The 20,347-nt window shown below is 40.2% G+C and carries 19 protein-coding genes; 8 read left to right on the top strand and 11 right to left on the bottom strand.

Features of this window, described 5'->3' with window-relative positions:
- Positions 1-44 precede the first annotated feature (44 nt).
- The 3 genes from OLM45_RS10985 to OLM45_RS10995 are packed head-to-tail and all read right to left on the bottom strand — an operon-like array spanning position 45 to position 2,567.
- Entirely contained in the window at positions 45-1,682 is a 1,638-nt protein-coding gene (locus OLM45_RS10985) for a SulP family inorganic anion transporter (protein WP_264510111.1), read from the bottom strand.
- Positions 1,683-1,738: 56 nt separating this feature from the next.
- The gene (locus OLM45_RS10990) at positions 1,739-2,029 is read right to left on the bottom strand and encodes a hypothetical protein (RefSeq protein ID WP_264510113.1); all 291 of its coding nucleotides are present in this window, start codon (positions 2,027-2,029) and stop codon (positions 1,739-1,741) included.
- A gap of 58 nt (positions 2,030-2,087) precedes the next feature.
- Positions 2,088-2,567, bottom strand: coding sequence for a Dps family protein (locus OLM45_RS10995; protein WP_264510115.1), 480 nt, complete (start codon positions 2,565-2,567; stop codon positions 2,088-2,090).
- Positions 2,568-2,714: 147 nt separating this feature from the next.
- Here OLM45_RS10995 and OLM45_RS11000 point away from each other — a divergent pair, with 147 nt between their 5' ends.
- On the top strand, positions 2,715-3,656 hold the full coding sequence (locus OLM45_RS11000) for a LysR substrate-binding domain-containing protein (RefSeq protein WP_264510116.1): 942 nt from the start codon (positions 2,715-2,717) through the stop codon (positions 3,654-3,656).
- A gap of 436 nt (positions 3,657-4,092) precedes the next feature.
- Here OLM45_RS11000 and OLM45_RS11010 read toward each other — a convergent pair whose 3' ends face one another.
- The 4 genes from OLM45_RS11010 to OLM45_RS11025 all read right to left on the bottom strand — a co-directional run bounded on the left by OLM45_RS11010 (position 4,093) and on the right by OLM45_RS11025 (position 6,055).
- The gene (locus OLM45_RS11010; RefSeq protein ID WP_129462111.1) at positions 4,093-4,290 is read right to left on the bottom strand and encodes a hypothetical protein; all 198 of its coding nucleotides are present in this window, start codon (positions 4,288-4,290) and stop codon (positions 4,093-4,095) included.
- A gap of 114 nt (positions 4,291-4,404) precedes the next feature.
- Positions 4,405-5,067 (bottom strand): tRNA (5-methylaminomethyl-2-thiouridine)(34)-methyltransferase MnmD, encoded by a 663-nt coding sequence (gene mnmD, locus OLM45_RS11015; RefSeq protein ID WP_264510118.1) that lies wholly within the window; start codon positions 5,065-5,067, stop codon positions 4,405-4,407.
- The gene (locus OLM45_RS11020) at positions 5,067-5,537 is read right to left on the bottom strand and encodes a hypothetical protein (RefSeq protein WP_264510120.1); all 471 of its coding nucleotides are present in this window, start codon (positions 5,535-5,537) and stop codon (positions 5,067-5,069) included. Before OLM45_RS11020 ends, mnmD begins: the two co-directional genes overlap by 1 nt.
- A gap of 2 nt (positions 5,538-5,539) precedes the next feature.
- The gene (locus OLM45_RS11025; protein ID WP_264510122.1) at positions 5,540-6,055 is read right to left on the bottom strand and encodes a DUF4920 domain-containing protein; all 516 of its coding nucleotides are present in this window, start codon (positions 6,053-6,055) and stop codon (positions 5,540-5,542) included.
- Between the two features lie 226 nt (positions 6,056-6,281).
- Between OLM45_RS11025 and OLM45_RS11030 the strand changes: the two genes are divergently transcribed.
- The 6 genes from OLM45_RS11030 (at position 6,282) to OLM45_RS11055 (ending at position 11,638) form a co-directional block, all read left to right on the top strand.
- Positions 6,282-7,349 carry a branched-chain amino acid aminotransferase gene (locus OLM45_RS11030; RefSeq protein WP_264512975.1) on the top strand — a complete coding sequence of 356 codons (1,068 nt, stop codon included), beginning with the start codon at positions 6,282-6,284 and terminating at the stop codon, positions 7,347-7,349.
- A 231-nt stretch (positions 7,350-7,580) separates the two neighbouring features.
- Positions 7,581-8,042: a hypothetical protein gene (locus OLM45_RS11035; protein ID WP_264510124.1), complete on the top strand. Its 462-nt coding sequence runs from the start codon at positions 7,581-7,583 to the stop codon at positions 8,040-8,042.
- Between the two features lie 40 nt (positions 8,043-8,082).
- Positions 8,083-8,709 (top strand): hypothetical protein, encoded by a 627-nt coding sequence (locus tag OLM45_RS11040; RefSeq protein WP_264510126.1) that lies wholly within the window; start codon positions 8,083-8,085, stop codon positions 8,707-8,709.
- 9 nt (positions 8,710-8,718) lie between these two features.
- Entirely contained in the window at positions 8,719-9,306 is a 588-nt protein-coding gene (locus OLM45_RS11045; RefSeq protein WP_264510128.1) for a hypothetical protein, read from the top strand.
- Between the two features lie 139 nt (positions 9,307-9,445).
- Positions 9,446-11,071 (top strand): DKNYY domain-containing protein, encoded by a 1,626-nt coding sequence (locus tag OLM45_RS11050; protein ID WP_264510130.1) that lies wholly within the window; start codon positions 9,446-9,448, stop codon positions 11,069-11,071.
- Positions 11,072-11,107: 36 nt separating this feature from the next.
- Complete coding sequence (locus OLM45_RS11055) at positions 11,108-11,638, top strand: hypothetical protein (RefSeq protein ID WP_264510133.1); 531 nt, start codon at positions 11,108-11,110, stop codon at positions 11,636-11,638.
- Between the two features lie 71 nt (positions 11,639-11,709).
- Here OLM45_RS11055 and OLM45_RS11060 read toward each other — a convergent pair whose 3' ends face one another.
- Complete coding sequence (locus OLM45_RS11060; protein WP_264510135.1) at positions 11,710-13,194, bottom strand: aminotransferase class V-fold PLP-dependent enzyme; 1,485 nt, start codon at positions 13,192-13,194, stop codon at positions 11,710-11,712.
- Positions 13,195-13,339: 145 nt separating this feature from the next.
- Between OLM45_RS11060 and OLM45_RS11065 the strand changes: the two genes are divergently transcribed.
- Positions 13,340-14,908, top strand: a complete 1,569-nt coding sequence (locus OLM45_RS11065) for a protein adenylyltransferase SelO (protein WP_264510137.1) — start codon at positions 13,340-13,342, stop codon at positions 14,906-14,908.
- 7 nt (positions 14,909-14,915) lie between these two features.
- Here the strand turns inward: OLM45_RS11065 and OLM45_RS11070 are convergent, their stop codons facing one another.
- Genes OLM45_RS11070 through OLM45_RS11080 form a run of 3 tightly spaced genes read right to left on the bottom strand, consistent with a single transcriptional unit; the run spans position 14,916 to position 20,346 of the window.
- Complete coding sequence (locus OLM45_RS11070; RefSeq protein ID WP_264510139.1) at positions 14,916-16,826, bottom strand: glycoside hydrolase family 127 protein; 1,911 nt, start codon at positions 16,824-16,826, stop codon at positions 14,916-14,918.
- Positions 16,823-18,991, bottom strand: a complete 2,169-nt coding sequence (locus OLM45_RS11075; RefSeq protein WP_264510141.1) for a GH92 family glycosyl hydrolase — start codon at positions 18,989-18,991, stop codon at positions 16,823-16,825. Before OLM45_RS11075 ends, OLM45_RS11070 begins: the two co-directional genes overlap by 4 nt.
- Positions 18,982-20,346: a sugar porter family MFS transporter gene (locus OLM45_RS11080; protein WP_264510143.1), complete on the bottom strand. Its 1,365-nt coding sequence runs from the start codon at positions 20,344-20,346 to the stop codon at positions 18,982-18,984. Before OLM45_RS11080 ends, OLM45_RS11075 begins: the two co-directional genes overlap by 10 nt.
- Position 20,347: the final 1 nt, after the last annotated feature.

Here is a 20,347-nt window from a genome sequence, read left to right on the forward strand (position 1 = left end):
ATCGAATAAATGAAAATAATTTAGGAATGATATAAAACAAGCTGCTACTCTTCCTGTTTTGTGATGGGTTCCATGCGTCGGCGTTGAACATTGTATTTCTGCTCAATTTTTACTGAAGTTGTCTGTGTGTTTTCCAAATCATATGCATCTTTGAATCCGATAAGTTGGACACTTATTCCTTTTTCAACCGACTTAATTTCATAAAATTCACGGATTAAATCTTGCACATCATGCGCGATATAAACGGTATTTGAAGCATCAATTACGACTTGTGAACCTTTGGGCAAGTTATTCAACGTATTTTTGATGGCCATTTTATTTAAAAAAGAAACTTCTTGTGCCAAGTCAATATGTATTATATCGCCTTCTTTATAATTAACTGCACGAAATACGTAAGCTTGTTTCATATTTCCCCAAAGAATAAAGAGAATATTGATGATCAAACCCAAGGCTACACCTTTCAATAAATCGGTAAAAACTACGCCTAAAAATGTCGCTACAAAAGGAATATATTGAAAAATACCGCGCTTATAGAAATGCCAAAACATTTTGGGATTGGCCAATTTATAGCCAACTAATAATAGTACCGCAGCCAAAGTGGCTTTGGGAATCATGTTAAGGTATTTTGGAATGATAACCGCACATAATAATAATAAAATCCCATGAATGATGGCCGACATTTTAGTTCTGGCTCCTGAAGCCGCATTAGCTGAAGTGCGCACTACTACCGATGTCATTGGCAATCCTCCGATCAATCCACTCAAGATATTTCCAATGCCTTGTGCTTTTAATTCTAAATTGGTGTTGGTGTATCGCTTATAAATATCCATCCGATCGGCAGCTTCAATACACAACAACGTCTCTATTGAAGCTACAACAGCTATCGTGAATGCTATTACCCATAATTTAGAATTCCCTAACTGACTAAAATCGGGGGTTTTAAAGGTCGTTTTCCACGCTTCTATAGAATCAGGTACAGGTAATTGTACTAAATGATCGCCTGAAATTGCCAAACTAGACCCATCTTGTGTCCAAAAAACATTAATAACTATTCCAAAGAGCACAGCAACTAAAGCGGGTGGGATAAATTTAAATTTTTGTAGTGGTTTAATTTTAGGCCAAAGCGTAAGAAGAAGCAATGAAATTAGCGCTATAGCTATTGCACCAAAATGCACGTGATTGAATACCGCAAATAATTCACTTAATGTATTTTGTCCATCACTCTGAAAAAACGCTTCATCCCCTTCAAAATCAGGATCATAACCAACTGCGTGAGGTATTTGTTTCAAAAATATAATCACACCAATTCCCGCCAGCATACCTTCGATGACATTGTTGGGAAAATAATTCGAAATCGTTCCTGCCTTAATAAATCCCAATACCAATTGTATACAGCCTGCCAAAACTACCGTAGTAAGAAATAGTTCAAAGGTTCCTAACTCTGATATTGCTGAAAGGACAATGGCTGTTAGACCGGCTGCCGGTCCCGAAACGCTCAAATGTGAATTACTTAATAAACCCACAACAATTCCCCCTATAACTCCAGAAATTATACCGGAGAATAATGGAGCGCCACTGGCTAATGCAATTCCTAAACACAAAGGAAGTGCGACAAGAAATACAACTAATCCTGATGAAAAATCAGTTTTTAGATGGGATAAAATGGTGGATGTTTTTGACATACCTCAATAAAAAAATGGTTAATACAGGTTGGTTTGGAAAAAATTCCATGGGTGTATTAGACCATTTCGGGAGGTGGCAAAAAGATTTCATCCGCGACATTATCATGCCGCTGTTGATTTTCAACTAAAAGTAGTAGTGCCTTTTCTTCAATGGTAAATTCGAATTGAGACAAATTGCTTTCTTTTACATCCAAAGAAAAAACAGTAAAACAAATCACATCATCTTCTTCTTCCGAAAAATTATAAAATTGGGAAACGTCTGCTTTCTTTTCAATCAACTTCACCACAGTAGGAGTTGAAAGAAAGGCAACAAAAAGAAATACTAAAAGTAGCGTTAAACGTTTCACAAAAACAAAAATAGCCAATCTTTTGACATAAGAAAGGCTATTTTGTATTTAATGCGATTTATATTTCTTGTTCGGCCCAAGCACTTAACATCCAAATCGTTTTTTCTTGCTCGGCAATGAAATCACTCATCATACTGTTGGTACCTTCATCTTCAATATCCGCCGCTTGTTTTAAAATGACTCGTTCAATTTTTAACAAAAGAGGCAAACATTCCAAAATCAAATGTATGGCTTGTTCGTCTTTGGAAACTTCATGTCCTACCGGCAAGCGATTATTTTTCACATACGCTTCAAAAGTGTGCAAGGGTGTTCCTCCTAAAGTTAAAATACGCTCTGCAATCATGTCAACTTTCAACTGACTATCATTGTATAACTCTTCAAATTTTAGATGCAAATCAAAAAAACGTTTGCCGCGAATATTCCAATGCAAACCGCGTAAATTTTGATAATACACTTGAAAATTCGCCAATAAAATATTCAATTCGGCTACTAAAATTTCGGTTTCTTTTTTGGGTAAACCCAAACTATTTAATTTCATGTTGTTGTTATTTAATGATAAGTAATACTATTCCTAAAGGTAGCTTTTAAACTTCTTTGTCTAGGCCAAAATTATCTTAAAAAAGAAAGGAAATAACTATAAAATAAATTGATAGTTTTTATATTTGCATCAAAATTTACTATTCAGATGACCATTACCCAATTACAATATGTACTCGCTGTTGCCGAACATAAAAACTTCACATTAGCGGCTGAAAAATGTTTTGTGACCCAACCTACGTTGAGCATGCAAATTCAAAAAATTGAAGACGAATTGGGTATTCTCATTTTTGATCGCAGTAAAAAACCCATCCAACTCACGGAAATCGGGCAAAAAATTGTCAATCAAGCCAAAAATATTGTCAATGAGGCCGATCGCATTCAGGACATTGTCGATCAACAAAAAGGGTTTGTAGGTGGCGAATTTCGATTAGGGATTATCCCCACCATCATGCCTACGCTGCTTCCGATGTTTTTGAACAATTTCATCAAAAAATATCCGAAAGTCAAATTGGTGATTGAAGAACTCAATACGGAAGATATCATCTTCAAATTGAATAACGGTCATTTGGATGCCGCCATTGCTGCTACGCCATTGAACGAAGAAAAAATCAAGGAAATTGTGTTGTATTTCGAACCTTTTGTGGCTTACATTCCCGAAGGGCACAACCATTTCAACAAAAAAGAAATTGAAATCAGTGACCTTAATTTAGACGAAATACTTTTGTTGCAGGACGGACATTGTTTCCGGGACAATGTGTTGAATTTATGCAAACGTTCGGATAATGCAGAAGCTGCACGCTTTCAATTGGAAAGTGGCAGTTTTGAAACTTTAATCAAACTTGCGGATGAAGGATTAGGCACTACACTCCTTCCCTACTTGCATACTCTTGATTTAAAAGAATCCGATAAAGTTAAATTGCGTCATTTCAACGAACCCAAACCGGCACGCGAAGTGAGTTTGATTTATCCAAAAAACGAATTGAAAATTCATATCATTGATGCCTTACGCAGTACGATTGCAGGCGTGGTAAAAGGAGCCATCGTTTTTCAAAACGTACAAATTGTGAGTCCGAAACCGGTAAAATAAAAAAAGGAGTCCTAACAGACTCCCTTATGATCACTTTGTAATTCTGATATGCATTGCCTCAATTCCGGTCGGTTGTCGGTATAGAATACCAACCACTTTTGTAATAATTCCATTTCATAAGGCAAGAGGTTACTCACCGCCTTTTTCAACTTTCTTCTGAAACGATCAGGGCTGAGGCTTACACGCTCCAATTCTGATTTCGTGTAATCGTAAATCAATCTGGGCATAGCATTTAGATTTAAGGTTAAGTTTATGATAGATTGGGTGATGTAAATGTAAGTGGTTAGTTTTAAACTACCAAATGTTTTTTAAAAAAAATACCGTTTAAAAGTATATATAATCGATGAAATGCATTGTTACTTGAAATTAAGGGCTTTTTTCCTACAAAATGTAATTCTTGAATAAAAAAAGGGAGCCGTTTAAGCTCCCTTTAGTTTTATGTATTAATACTCCGTACACAATGTCTTAGTTCCGGTTTTTCTTCCGTAAATTGAAGGACCCATTGGGTGAGTTCTTCCACTTCGTAAGGTAAAAGTACCCGAACCGCTTTTTCCAATTCTTTACAAAAAAGAACGGCATCAAAACTTACGCGCTCCAATACCGATTTGGTAAATTCGTAAATAGCTCTTGGCATAGTCTTACAAGTTTTTGTGGTTAGACTTCAAGTAGTTTTGGGATAAGAACGTCACGGTTAGAATTAATCGTATATCAAAAATAGTATTTTTTTATTACCGTTTATCGATTTAACTTATTTTTTAAATGCTCTTAACATTTCGCGCTTTCCAGGAGCGCCCGGTAATTTTTCGACTTCAAAGCCTACTTCCAACATGGCCTTTTTAATGGAGGTCCGACACGCATACGTTACCAAAACGCCACCTTTTCGCAATGCGGTAAACATTTTTTGAAAAATAGCCACATCCCACAATTCAGGTTGGACCCGAAAACCAAAGGCATCAAAATACACCAAATCAAAACGGTCGACATCAGCAATATCTTGAAAAAATTGTTGGCGCTTGGTTAACGTAAATTGTTCCGAGACTTTACCCGCTTTCTCCCACTCCATCGCATGCATTTGTTCAAAAATAAACTGCTGTTCCAATGCTTGCAACGCCGAAGGATAATTCATTAAAGCCGCTTCTTCAGGCAGTACGGGATAGGCTTCTACTCCCACATAATCAATCGTTTGTTGGCGCTTTTGGTGTTCGATCCACGTGATGAAAGTATTGAGTCCGGTGCCAAAGCCAATCTCTAAAACAGCAACGGACTTCCCGTCAAATAACGAAAGTCCGCTGTGTACAAAAACGTGATAGGCTTCTTGTACGGCACCGTGTTTGGAATGGTAACTCTCTTCCCATTCGGGTAAATGAATGGTGGTCGAACCGTCACCGGTTTGTACAATTTCGCGTTTCACTATTTGATATATAATTTTTTAATCCGAACTAAAGGTCCGCCACACTTCTGTTCATGGCATTGTACACAGGCATCGATGCCCGCATTAAAATGTTCCTTCGCATTTTTGGAATCCTTGTATAAAAGCTGCTGGGCCTCAATATACGCTTTGGCTCTTGCTTTAAAAAACGCATCATTCTCTGAAGGATCGGTCATCTCAGCCGTATGGATTTTCAAATAATGGTCGGGAAAACTTCCCACCGTTTCGCCTTTGATAATTCGCTCGCGTAACCGTTTGTTATCCACATACATTTGCTCCATTAACGCTGCCATTTCGGTCATCTCATACATTTCAAAACCGTCAGCATCTTTGGTCACTTTAGGTTTTGCGCATGCTTCTTTTTTGGGAGCTTCCTTTTTAACGGTTTCCTCTTTCTTTTGACAAGAAAAAAGAGTACTTATAGTGATAAAAACTAATAAACGTAATTTCATCCTTATTTTTTCAAATAAACACCCGTAGCAGTGAAGGCATAGGTAATTTCAGGCTTGGTGATTTTAGCAATTTCTTCTTTGGATTTGCCTCCGTCTTTTGCATAATGCTTTTGTTCTTCAACGGAAACCACATCCACAAAAGCTTTCCCTTTTACAATGGCTTCTGAATTATCGGCATTTAAGGGTACAAAAAATCCGTAGTCTTGAAAACGTACAAACGATTCTTCTTTTCCTCCCAAATCCAAACGCATCCAACAGCCTTTCTTTTTACAAACAGAATTGATTTTCGATTTGAAAACAACAGTTAACGTATCGCCTTTTTTCAATCCTTTGTATTTTTTCAACATTTGCTTTTCGCTCAACACATTTTTCATTTCAAATTTATCACCGAACAGCTTATAATCTTCCGCATTATAGGCCGATTGCGCCTTTTTTGTTTTCTTTTGTTTTTCTTGTGCTGAAATGGAAACACCTACAATCAACAAGGCTGCTACCAACAGAATTCCTATTTTTTTCATGGTTAAAATGTTTAATTGGATACAAAGTTATCATCTTATCGAAAATAGGCTCTATTTCTGCCCTTTTTTTTGATTAATTTAAACAGAATCAAAATTATAGTCGCAATCCGCAACATATTCCGTGTAGGCTATGCCAACTTATCCTTTTTTTTACTAGCTTAGCCGAAAACCAAAACAACACACGAACTGCTTATTATCCCCTTTAAAACGGGGCCAAATGATTACGATGAATACAGAAAACACACCCGAGATTGACATTATAAAAGCGTCCCACTCAAAAATTGCCCAAGTAGATTTTGACAATCTTACTTTTGGAAATACTTTCACCGATCACATGTTGGTTTGTGATTTCAAAGAAGGGCAATGGCAAAAACCTGTAATTAAACCCTACGAACCCTTTCTAATTGATCCCTCTGCCAAGGTTTTCCATTACGGACAAGCCATTTTTGAAGGAATGAAAGCCTATCGTGATGCCAACAATCAAGTATGGTTGTTCCGTCCCGATCAAAATATGGATCGCTTTAATAAATCGGCTACCCGATTGGCCATGCCTGAGGTACCTGAGGATATTTTTATTGGCGGACTTAAACAATTAGTGGCCATGGAAGAACAGTGGGTAAAAGGCGGTAATGGAAATTCTTTGTACATCCGTCCGTTTATGATTGCTGTTGGATCTGGAGTAATTGCGCAACCTTCCACACAATACCGTTTTATGATTATTCTTTCGCCTGCGAAATCGTATTATTCGGGAGAAGTCAAAGTAATCATCGCCGAACATTACAGTCGGGCAGCCAACGGCGGTATTGGTGCGGCCAAAGCAGCCGGAAACTATTCTGCTCAGTTTTACCCAACCAAATTGGCCAACGAACAAGGGTTCCAACAAATCATTTGGACCGATGATGCCACGCACACTAAATTGGAAGAAGCGGGCACCATGAATGTGTTTTTCCGTATCAACGATACACTCATTACAGCTCCAACCAGTGAACGAATTCTAGACGGTGTAACCCGTAAATCGCTATTGGATATCGCACAAAAAGAGGGAATTCAAGTGGACGTGCGTTCGCTAACCGTTGACGAACTCGTGAAAGCGGCGCAAGACGGTAGTTTAAAAGAAATGTTTGGTGCCGGTACAGCCGCAGTCGTGAGTCCGATCAAAGGCTTCCAATACCAAGAGCATTATTATGAATTGACTCCACAGGACCAACCTATGGCGTTGTTCTTAAAAGAAAAATTAACCAACATCCAATACAAACTCGAAGACGACCCGTTTGGATGGACCGTTCACGTATAATCACAAGCAGCTTCGGCTGCTTTTTTTATGGAGCATTGTGGCATTTCTATCAAATGAGGATCTACTTCCAATTGAAGATTGCTGCGCAGTTTATACACACAAAACTGATCATTGATCACTGATTACTAAAAACTGATCACTATTTTACTCAGTGGCATAGCGGCTCAGTCTCTTAGCAGCTTCTACATACTTTTCGTACAAAAAATGCGTTATACCAAAAAACCAACCGTTATGCGCACTTTTGTATTTGTTTTTACTTTCCTGTTGACCCAACTTCTTTTTAGTCAAGCCGATATCCGCGAACCCGGAGACCGCATCGATATGGTGATGGAATTAACGCACCCGAATACCCAACTCGAACTGCGTTTTGAAATGAATAAAGCCAAGATTATTGAAAAGAAAATGGTGCTGGTGACTTTTTTAAAAAATACAAAAGTGACACAAATCCAATTGCTTTTTGAGGATAAATCGGTAGTGAAATTAACTGCATGGAATTTTATTCACCTGGAAGAAACCATCAATGACAGCCAACAATACGCCTTAGAAATTAAAATCACACCCGATTTACAAAAACTACTTTTAACCAAAGATTTAAAAGCTATACAATTGGACAAACTTAGTATTCCCATCACGTACAATTCCAAAGAAGACAATTTAAGAGCCTTTATGAATGAATTAAAAAGTTTTGATTAGCGAGAATTCGTATTTTTACGCGTCCAATAATCCTTTTCTTTTGAAAAAAACAGTCCTCCTAGCAACACTAAGTGTGCTCTTGAGTTGCCAATCCAAAACCCAAGAATCCGTTACAGAAGCAACGACTTCGGTTAGCGATTCATTAGCGAATCAACCTGCGCTTTCTCCTGAAGCTTTCAACAAGCAACTCCTATCGGGCGGTTTCTTAAACTATGCGGAAACCAAAAAACCTGTAAAGGAGAGCGAACTCAATATTTACGACGAGAATACCAACAAATATGCGTTCGTCGATGCTGAAGCGTTGACCGAATTTGATTTTAAATTTTTCAATACCCAAATTAAACGCATGCTGGCCAAACGAAATATCCAAATTTCAGTGGCCCCTGCACCCGACGCTGAGAAAAGTTTTTCTGTTTTAATTCAAAATGAAAAAATCCCATTATATACATCAGAAGAGTTGAAAGACGGCACGTATTGGACCACTGGCCCTAAAACTTTTTTCAAAAAAATCAATGCTCTTTTGAAAGCTAAAAATTGCAACGAGCAGTTTTACCTCCTGTATGAAGGTACCAATGATTTGTCGGTTTTCTTGTTGACACCAACCGAACAAGCCGGTTTTCAGCAGATTTATAAAAATGATCCCCGAGAAATTCCGCAACTCCCCTAATTGAAGCGTATGGAAAATACAACCGAATACCTGGAAATTTACCACGAACTCAGAACCGGTGCCAAAGCCTTTCTTCAACATGAACAAACCAAAGACGGTAGTATCATTGAAGGACTGGAGATTTATGGTAAATATGCAGAACAACAAGAACATTTCAATACCATCAGTTTGATTTTTATGGCAGAAAATGCGGCTACCGAGGAGAAACCGTTACGCGACACCCTATTGCATGCCATCACTGCCATTATCGGTTCGAAATACCAAAAAGAGCAGCTCGAATTCCTCGAAAAAATCATTCGCACTGAAAAAACTCCACGCGGTAACCATGCCTTGGATTATTATTTGCGCTTGGGGGCTTACAACGAAGAATTACGTCCACATATCATCGATTTTGTGGTGGAATGGTACACGACTTTTTCCAGTGACCAACTCAATTTGACAGCTTTTTACCTCCATGAAACCTTCCCCAAAACCCAAGAATATTTCTCACTTTTCTTGACCATTCTGAAGTACCACAAAGGATATGCTCCTGATAAAGTAGAAAATCCGATGGGCTACCTCGAACCCGAAATTAAACCTTGGTGGAAGTTTTGGTAACAACTAAATTTAGATTTTAGAATTTAGAGTTTAGAGTTTAGAGTTTAGAGTTTAGAGTTTAGAGTTTAATCTAAAAATTTTAGAAAGAATTATTAAGTAGTAATCCAACCTTTTCCTCACTTTTGTCCTCTTTCATTGTATGAGATCCTTATTTTTAGTATTCGTTTTCTTGATGGGAAGTTGGGCAAAGGCACAAACTGGGGATACCCTCCAAATCGCTAGGCAAGACACCACACTCACTGCTTTTTCTGGTCGGGGCTTGGTGAGTCCGCGATTTATTATCCAACCCAATCGTGTAGTCTATCAAAAAGATGCTGCAACATCCCTAGTGTTAACCGCCAATCCGAAAACATTTCGCCTTTCGACCAAAGATTACACGCGCCGATTTGGTTTAGATGACCAAGGCGTTTACTTTGACGGCCAATTCGTTCCCGTGGACACCACAGGATTTCAGGTAATTGGTGAACGCCGCGATCCCGAATACAAAGCACCCACTAAATACTATTGGAAGACCCGCGATCACTTGTTTTTAGACACTCAAGAAATTACAGATATCGATGTGGCCAGTTTTAAAATGTTGTATTCCAGTGCTGACCGGTATACTTTAGATAAAAATCAGGTGTTTTATCTTGGAAAAAAACTACCGAATGTAGCACCTGCATCGGTTATTTACCTTAATGAGGCACGGATTTCCGACGGGAAAATCATTTATGAAATGGGAGAACCGTTGCGCTACAAAGGGGAAACAATAACCTATGTGAACAATTATCTCGGTAAAACAAAGTCGGTTGTCCTTAACCTTCAAACTCTCCAACCCATTCCTGCGATGGATGCCGCTTCCTTACAATCCCTTTCAAAATCGTATGCAATGGACCATAAAAACATTTACTACGGCCTTACCAAAATCAACATACCCCACACCGCACGTAAGAACATCAAAATATGGGAAACCGGTAATTATCATTGGATTAAAGTGGGAACAAAAATATATTTAGGGGGCTTACTTTGTGAATTTTCTCTCGATGCAGCAAGCTTTGGCACAATTCCCCATTCTGATTATTATTACGATAAAAAAGGGATTTATTACCGTAAATGGGATGAAGAGCTTCAAAAAGTAATCCAATGCAAAATTCCTTTTCATTATTCGATTTCGGTTAATGATAAAACGGTGGCTTTGGCTTATGCCTCTCGCTTTTTGGCTTACAGTAATCAAGTTTATGATATTCTTGAAAATAAAGTGTACACGAATGTAGCTCCTAATCAACTTGCGCTTGTTAAAAACGGTACCCAACACATCGCTCCAATTAATGGAAAATTATATCCCTGCAAAATCTATGATTACAAATTGGTGGAAGCCATGGGGGCTATCTATTGGGGCGACCATATTACACAAGCCGATGCCACCACTTTTCGGATGGGCTATCCTTATTGCTCTGATAAAACACATACCTATGTGTACAACCGCAACCATGGATTACAAGTAGTTGAAAATGTACCGCAACTCGTTTACGAAAAGTACCAACCTTACGCCACCGATAACGAATATGTGTACCTCAACAACACCCGTACCATCAAAAAAGAAGGTGTCGTTTTACATGCTATCTATGAAGGCTATCGACCCGGTTGTGGCTTGGATAAACATCCGTCGTCCGATTTTTATCTTTTTGAAAACAAAGAAGGGTTTTGGTGTATTCAAGTTTCGCAGACCGTTACCTATAATTTTATTGGAAAAACACTTCCGGTTCGTACTTCGGATAAACCGTAATTATTCGTAACTTCACCCGAATAAAAAATCCTTACAATGAAACGAATTGTCCTTGCCCTATTCACCCTTTTGATTGCCACTTCGTGTAAAAAATCAGCGACTACTGAACCTACGGGTGATTTACCTTTTTTTAAATTTGATCAGGTCGAACATTATACTGTTCCCTACACCAAAGCGGCTTTAGACAGTATCATTGGCAAAGAAGACAAAACCCGAATGGAACAAGGTTTGTTGCAAATTGTCACCGGAAATATCCCCGTGTCAACTAAGGATACCTTATTCATCAAAAACATGGAAATCTTAGGATACCAAAAGGAAATTTTAGACCCTAAATTATACCCAGAAATCGAACATTTATTCTCCAAACGCGATCCCTCAAAACCCATCCAACCCACCTGCCAATCAGGGTATACCGATGTATTGGTCTTCCGTGAAAAAGGAAAGTTTATCGGTTCTGCGAAAATTAGTTTCGATTGCCAACGCCACCAAATGATTGGCGAACGCTATAACGACGCCGATTTTGGACAGTCGGGTGAATATGAAGCGTTGAAGAAGTTATTGAAGTAGCTGCTGAGAGGCTGAGTTGCTGAGCTTCTGAGCTACTGAGCTTCTGAGTTTTCCTATTCAAATTTTCAATTTCAAATAAACCAATTGCGCACCATCGCCTTCTCTACCGCAACAGCATTTTTATGCGTAAAGTCGTTTTTCTTGGGATTGTACACATAATCCGCTGCCCATTCCTGGTGATGAGCTGCCAATTCAATGATGCTCGAACAGACATACTCGATTTCAGCCGTAGTCGTAGTGGGGTGAATCGACATGCGAATCCATCCCGGTTTTTGGGTTAAATCACCTTCGTCAATGGAGCATGTCAAATGATGGGAGGTTTCTTGATCCACATGCAATAAATAATGCCCGTAGGTTCCCGCACAACTGCAGCCGCCACGGGTTTGAATGCCGAAGCGATCATTCAAGATTTTTACCCCCAAATTATAATGCAAATCGTGAATATAAAACGAAATCACCCCCAAACGGTCTTGGTGTTGGCCCGCTAACAAGGTAATATTTTCAATGGGTGATAATTGTTCAAAAATATAGTCGACCAATTCATGTTCGCGCTTCAAAATATTCTCCACGCCCATTTCTTCCTTCAATTGAATCGCCAAAGCGGTTTTGATCACTTGTAAAAAGCCCGGCGTTCCGCCATCTTCACGGTCTTCAATATTGTCAATGTACTTATGTTCGCCCCACGGGTTGGTCCAACTCACGGTTCCGCCACCCGGACAATCGGGTACATTATTTTTGTATAAATTTTGATTGAAAATCAGCACGCCCGAAGTCCCGGGTCCGCCCAAGAATTTATGCGGCGAAAAGAAAATCGCATCCAAATACGCTTCCGGATCGGTAGGATGCATATCTATCGGCACATAGGGTCCCGAACAGGCAAAATCCACAAAGCAAACGCCGTTGTTTTGGTGCATGATTTTCGCCACTTCATGATAGGGCGTGCGAATGCCTGTAACATTGGAACACGAAGTTATCGAAGCAATTTTGAAACTGCGGTCGGCGTATTGGGCCACTACTTTTTTGAATTGTTCCAAACAAAACAAACCGTCTTCATTCGCCGGAATAATCACCACATCCGCAATGGTCTCAATCCACGACGTTTGATTGGAATGGTGCTCCATGTGAGACACAAACACCACCGGTTTTAATTCGGTAGGTAAATTGAGATAATCTTTTAAGTTTTCGGGGACTTTCAAACCCAAGATGCGTTGGAACTTGTTCACCACACCCGTCATCCCTGTTCCCGTATTGATCAACACATCATTTTCATTGGCATTCACATGACGTTTAATGATTTGCTTGGCTTCATGATAGGCCAAAGTCATCGCTGTTCCCGAAACCGTCGTTTCCGTATGGGTATTGGCCACAAAGGGTCCGAACACATTCATCAACTTTTCTTCAATGGGTCGGTACAATCGGCCACTCGCCGTCCAGTCGGTATAGATTAAGGGTTTGGTTCCAAAAGGCGTTTCAAATTCTTGGTCAATGCCAATAATGCCGTTGCGAAAGAACTCAAAATAGTGTTCCAATTCGGTTTTTAATGCCGTGGTAATCATGGGTTGGGTTTGTTTGTGGCACAAAGATAATTAAAATAACGACTGAACAATTCAAAGAATAAAGCTTGATTTTTGCAAACTCCCAAAAGCTCAGTAGCTCAGCAGCTCAGATTCTTAGCAGCCCAAAAAAACCTATCTTTGTATCATGAAAAAGTTCCACTTCATCCCACGCTTTCAACAGGCACTCACCCCCGACCCGGAAACCGCGAATTTTGTGCGCCAAGTACCCTTAGCGGATTATTCGTATGTGACGCCTCGCATACCCAGTAAACCGTATCTTATTCATGCGGTTGCCGAAGTAGCGGAAAGCATTGGTTTGGAAGAAGCCGACACCAAAAGCACTGACTTTTTACACTATTTCTCCGGAAAAGAAGTCTATCCCGATACCCGTCCTTTTGCCATGAATTATGCCGGACATCAGTTTGGGAATTGGGCCGGACAATTGGGTGACGGTCGGGCGATTGTTTTGGGCGAAGTGGAACACCACAACCAATTGTGGACACTCCAACTCAAGGGCGCGGGTAAAACACCCTATTCCCGTCGCGGGGATGGCTTGGCTGTATTGCGTTCCTCCATTCGGGAATACTTGTGTGCCGAAGCGATGTACCATTTGGGCGTACCCACTTCTCGCTCCTTATCCCTAATCGGAACCGGTGATGAAGTGCTTCGCGACATGCTGTATGATGGCAATGCCGACTATGAAAAAGGTGCTGTCGTGTGCCGAGTTGCCCCAACTTTCCTCCGCTTTGGGAGCTTTGAAGTCCACGCCGCGCGCCAAGAACAGGAACAACTCCAACAGTTGGCCGACTTCGTAATTCGCGAGTACCATCCCGAAATTACGAGTGAAGGCCCCGAAAAATATACCGCCTTTTTTAAAAACGTTAGTGAGAAAACCCTACAATTGATGGTGGAATGGCAACGCGTCGGATTTGTACACGGCGTGATGAATACCGACAACATGTCCGTGCACGGAATTACCATTGACTACGGACCCTACGGTTGGCTGGAAGACTACAACCTCAACTGGACACCCAACACCACCGACAGTCAGCACCACCGCTATGCCTATGGCAACCAACCCGATGTAGCGCTGTGGAACCTCATCCAATTGGCCAATGCGTTGTATCCGTTGATTGGTGCCGCCGAAACCTTGGAAGCGGTCTTAAATGCCTACGGACGCCAATTTGATGCCGCTTTTTTGCAAATGAACCGCGATAAACTCGGACTCGCCACTGTGCTCGAATCAGACGAAAAAGTGGTGGGTGCTTTTTTAACTTGTTTAGAAAAAATAGAAACCGATTATACCATCTTCTTCCGTTTATTGGCTACCGTACAAAAAACAGACAGTCCGGAAGCCGCATTGGCACGAGTAAACGATGCCTTTTATACGCCGAGTCAATGTGCGGGTGAGGTAGCAACGGCATGGTTGGATGCATTCCAAAGTTACCTTGACCGACTTGAATTGGAACCCCAATCGGATGCCGAACGGGCAGCAGCCATGAACCGAGTAAATCCCAAATATGTGTTGCGGAATTACATGGCGCAATTGGCCATTGATGCAGCCAATCAAGACGATTTTAGTTTGATTCACGAATTGCACGAACTCCTTAAAAAGCCTTACGATGAACAACCCGAACACGAGAAATGGTTTGCCAAACGACCCGACTGGGCGCGTACCAAAGTGGGATGTTCGATGTTGTCGTGTAGTTCGTAATAGTTATTTACTTCAAAAAAGTCAGTTGCCGTAAAATTGTTTTCCCAAAAGGAATTAAAGTAACGGTTTCCAATTGCTGCGTTTGGGAATTGAACAATTGGGTTTGGATAGAATTAGCTTTCCAAATTGGCTGTGCATTGGGCACATAACGATACGGCTGAAAATGCATTGCGTTATAGGTAAAATCCGTAAACCCCGGTTTATAAGTTCGCTCCTGATGTTCCCGAGCTGGAATGGGTAAAGCATACAACAATGCACCCCGTCGATAAAAGACTTCACCTTGTGCTGTCGTTTCCATTTGAACAGTGGTATTCCATCGAATTTGAAAACTGTCTTTCACAGCAAAATGCCGTTGGATGACAATAAAATCGTCTTCCATAGCGTATTTCTCATTCGTTTCAAATGAACTAGCCCAATGCGGTCTCCGAATTTTTAGGGTCAACATACCCGCTTCCGACTGTGAGATGGTGAATTGCAGGGTATCATCAAACGGATAGGCTGTGGTGTTTTCAATTTGCACACTTCTTCCATGTAATGTCGTTTGCACCATACAAGGCAATAATAATGTGGCCACCAAAGCCGACTCATTTTCTTTCATCCAAGCATTTTGAATAAAGTATGGGGTAATTCTCCCGGCATTCGGACTGCAACAAACGGCGACATCTTGGTGTGCAGGGGAATATTTATAGCGCGTTTGCTTGCGATCGGGTTCGATTTCCCCATTCTTTGTCCCCATCATTTCATAGGAATTATCAGTTTTTAAATACGCAATGCACGACTTTTCAGGATGTCTTGCCCCTAGCGCCGCATTATAAAACAAATGTTCGATGCGATCACCCCATTGGGATTTTCCTTCTTTTTGGTACAACAAACCGTAACTGTCCAACAATTCATGGAGGGAGCAATATTCGTAACCTGTATGTGTGGCATCGGCTATTCGTTCAGCAATCCATTCATCGCCAATGGGTCCGCCACTCGCTGTTGTTGCCTCTTGGATGCGATGCAAATAGGTTGATAAAGCCTGGACATAAATAGGATTTGCTCCACTATAGCGCGCAATAATCAACGCCCGTAAATGCTCATAAGTATGCACACCATGCGACTTTAACCGATACTTCGGATTGCGAATGCTTTCCAATTGTGCATCCGTTTCGGATTGATGGGTAGCTGAAAAATCTTCATAGAGAAATACAGCATAGTCCCGGTATTTTGGATTGTGTGTGTAGAAATATAATCGTTCCAACACATCGGTGAACGTCAAACCATGGGAAACCCCGCCGTTGAACGAATTCCCCGAACTGAACGGACTCGATTGATGGATAGGATAATGGTCCATTACATTTTGAACCGCACGGGTCACTGCTTCCAAAACTTTTATATCATGTGTATACTCGTAATACGCCAATAAGCCGCGGTACAAGGTTGCTTTCGCCCACAACTCGCCATTCTCCGACTGAAAACGGTACCGAAGTTCGGGATCATAAATTCCCAAATAGCCATCGGCATCTTGGGTCGCGAGTATGCGATTTACGTAGTCGTTCACTTTGGCCAACCCTTTGGCATCCTGAAGTAAGAGGACGTGGCGAATATAACCATCCCACCAATTGGACTGCGTTTCACTGTTCCACCATTTGTATTGGTCGTCCCCTGCCGCATCGCCCGATTTCAAATTGCCCAAATCTTTGGCTTTGGAATGGAGCTGTAACCGTCCCGAACCATAAATCGGATCATTTATTAAATCCGGAACCAATTCGTCCAAATGGCCCACAAACCCATTCAAATCATTTTGCATTTGTACTTGAATCCAGCCCCGCGGTTGGATACTTCCAAAGGGTAGGGATTGGAATTGTTCTGATTCTTGTTGGGCAAAAATACCACTGGTTGAGAGTAATAAAAGGTAAAACACATTTAGTTTCATGGTCTAGACATTTCAAATTGTAAGCAGCCTCCGTTACTGATTTCTTTAAAATTGAGCTTTGGTTTTTTCAAAGGGATTCCATTTAAATATTGTACGGAAGTGTATCGGTTTTTTGCTGAAAAATTAAGGGCTTCAATTTTAAATTCTTTTTCATTTGGCAAATGAATCACAGCTTTCTTTACTTGGGGTGTTCCCATAACAAACGTACCATCTGCAGGATTAACAGGATAAAATCCAAGCGTGGTGAAAATATACCAAGCACTCATTTGTCCACAATCTTCATTACCAATCATACCATCAGGAGTATTATTGTGAAAATCACTTATAACTTTATTCAGATACATTTGTCCCTTATGGGGAGTGTCAGTCCAAGCGTAGAGATAAATAATGTGATGACTGGGTTCGTTCCCATGCGCATATTGTCCAATCATAGCTTCTTGACCAAGGAACTTATTGGGAGCGATTGCCGTTGTAGAAAAAAAAGCATCCAGTTTTTTTGTAAATGATTTTCGTCCACCTAACAATTTTATAATTCCTTCTACATCATATTGGGCAGGTGTCCAGAAATACTGCCAAGCATTAGCTTCTGTATAGTCACCTGGATTATTAAGTGGCGAGGTTGCCATTAGTGGATCAAAGGGTGTTCGCCACTTCCCATTGGAATCTTTTCCTCGAAAAAAAGTAGTGGACGTATCAAATAAATTTTTATAGTAATTGGCACGTTTCATAAATGTAGTCTTGATGGACTCATTTCCCAAATACTTCGCCATTGTAGCTACACACCAATCGTCATATCCACTTTCTAAAGTTCGGGAAACCGATTCATTGTCTAATTTATCAAACGGATAATAACCATAACGGTTGTACAATTCCCAATCGGAATTAATATGTGATTGAGTAGACGTTTCAACCATAGCTTGTAATGCTTCTTCTGCATTATAATTGCGAAAACCATTGGTGTAAGCCGATAGTATCATCGGAATAGCATGGTTGCCAATCATGCAATAGTTATCCTGCCCCCAAGCAGTCCATATCGGTAAAAAACCTTTGGCTTTGTGATGCCGTAAAAGAGTATTAATAATGCCATCAACTCTCTCTGGAACTAGAATTTGCAACAATGGAAAAGCTCCACGGTAAATATCCCAAATAGAAAGAGTACTGTAATATTCGTTTTGCGGAGCGTATTGAACTTTTCCGTCCACCCCCCGATAACGCCCATCTACATCAGCTATGTTTGAAGGTTGTAATAAAAAATGATACAATGAAGTATAAAAAATCTCACGCTGTTTTGAAGGTGCCTCGATCGTAATTCGTTTTAAATACCTAAGCCAAGTTTGTTGATTGTATTGCATTACTTGTTCAAAATCCCAATGTGGAATTTCAGTTTGTACATTGGCTTGAGCACCATCTATTGCCACAGTTGAAAGTGCTATTTTCACTTGCAACACTTGATTCTTTGGCAATTTAAAATCAAGTAAATACTTTGGGGCATTAGCATTAGGGTTGGCTTCAAGTTTTGTAGATGTGCTAAAAGGTTGATCAAACGTAAGTGTAAAATAATAGGTACGATTAACCCAATTTTCTGTGGTACAATACCCTGAAATTGTCGTAGAATTTTCAATTTTTACCGCACTATCGACTACGTACTTTTTGGGATTTTTTTCATCAAAAACAAACCGCAATCCGTGTTGAAAATCGACGATAACTTGACCCTCTTGCTCTGGAAATGTATACCGATGGAAGGCAACTCGTTCCGAGCAGGTGAGTTCAACTTTTACGCCATCTTTTTTAGTCACTTGGTAATAGCCTACTTTTCCCTGTTCGGTTTTTTTATTAAGAATGTGGGCAACATTTTTTTTCTTGGGATGAATGGGCTGAAGCAAAACATCCCCCATCTCATTAATGCCGGTTCCACTGAAACGTGTTTGAGAAAAACCCAAAACAACAGTATCTTTATATTGATATCCACTCGTGTGATTCCACCCATAATCACGGGTGTCGGGTCCAGGTTGAACCATTCCAAAAGGCATGGATGGACCAGGAAACGTATGACCCGTTCCGTCTGTTCCGATAAATACATTGACCTCATCCACTAACGATTGTGCAACCGTGTTGTGACAAATGCAACATAAAAACAGAAATCGTAAAATTGATTTTATTTCCATAATTCATCCATTTGTTCTAGTGAAGTATTTTTGGTTTCGGGTACTTTTTTCCAAACAAAAAGCAAAGAAATAAAACAAAGTACCGCAAACACAAAAAAGGGAAAAGCGGCCCTTAGAGAAATTGGCACCCAAGTATTATTGACTAACATTGGAAAAAACTGAGTCACCAAAAAATTAGTAATCCATTGTATAAAAACACTAATTGCTAATGCCAGACTTCGTATGGAATTGGGAAATATTTCAGATAATAATACCCATACTACCGGTCCCCATGAAACACTAAATGAGGCCATGAAAAGCAATAGGAAAGGCAAAACAATAGTACGTTCAACTTGAAAATAAATCAACAGCCCCACACCCATTAAGGCAAGGGTCATTCCTGCAGAACCGAGATAAAGCAACGGTTTTCGCCCCCTCCGATCTACCCAACGAATGGCTAGTAGTGTAAAAATTAAATTAACAACACCCAAAGTGGTGGTTTCCAATAAGGAAGCCTCTGTTGAGCTCCCTAAACTTTTGAAGATTTCAGGAGCATAATAAAGAATAGCATTAATTCCTGTAAGCTGTTGTAAAATGGAAAGTCCGATCCCTACCCACAATGCTTTTCGGTATATGGGTTGACGAATACTTTGCCAAGCATATTGATTATCTGACTGCAATGATTGTTCTATTTCTAGAAGTTCCCGTTGAGATTCCTCTTTCGAATTTATGGAAAATAGTACTAGTTTTGCTTCGTTAGTTCTTCCTTTCATTAATAACCAACGAGGACTTTCGGGCAAAAGAAAAATAAAGCCTAAAAAGATGAGCGACGGAAATAATTCCGAACCAAACATCCAACGCCAACCTTGCGTCAAGTTCCAAAAAGCATCACCTTGAAGGGCTATAAAATAATTCACGAAATAAACCATTACAATCCCAATAACAATGGCCAATTGGTAATAACCAACCAATGCGCCTCGCCGATCCGCGGGAGCAATCTCAGCCAAATACATGGGCACAACCATTGATGCAAGTCCGACCCCAACACCTCCTAGTATCCTAAAAATGACAAAGACAATAAAAGTATCCGGTACTGCGGTTCCAATAGAATTAAGAATAAAAAGAAAAGCGGCCAACAACATGGTTTTCTTACGTCCCCATTGTGAACTACAATAGTTCGATACTAGAGCACCCAATAGACAACCTATTAGCGCACTAGAAATAGCCCATCCGGTTTCTATTGTAGAAAGTTGAAAATAGCGCGTTAAATCTCCAATTGCACCAGAAATTACAGCGGTATCATATCCAAAAAGTAATCCTCCCAGTGCTGCGCTGAAAGCAATAAATCGTAAAGGCATTGAATGGTTGTTATTCATC

The organism is Flavobacterium sp. N1719, assembly GCF_025947045.1.
GTDB lineage: Bacteria > Bacteroidota > Bacteroidia > Flavobacteriales > Flavobacteriaceae > Flavobacterium > Flavobacterium stagni.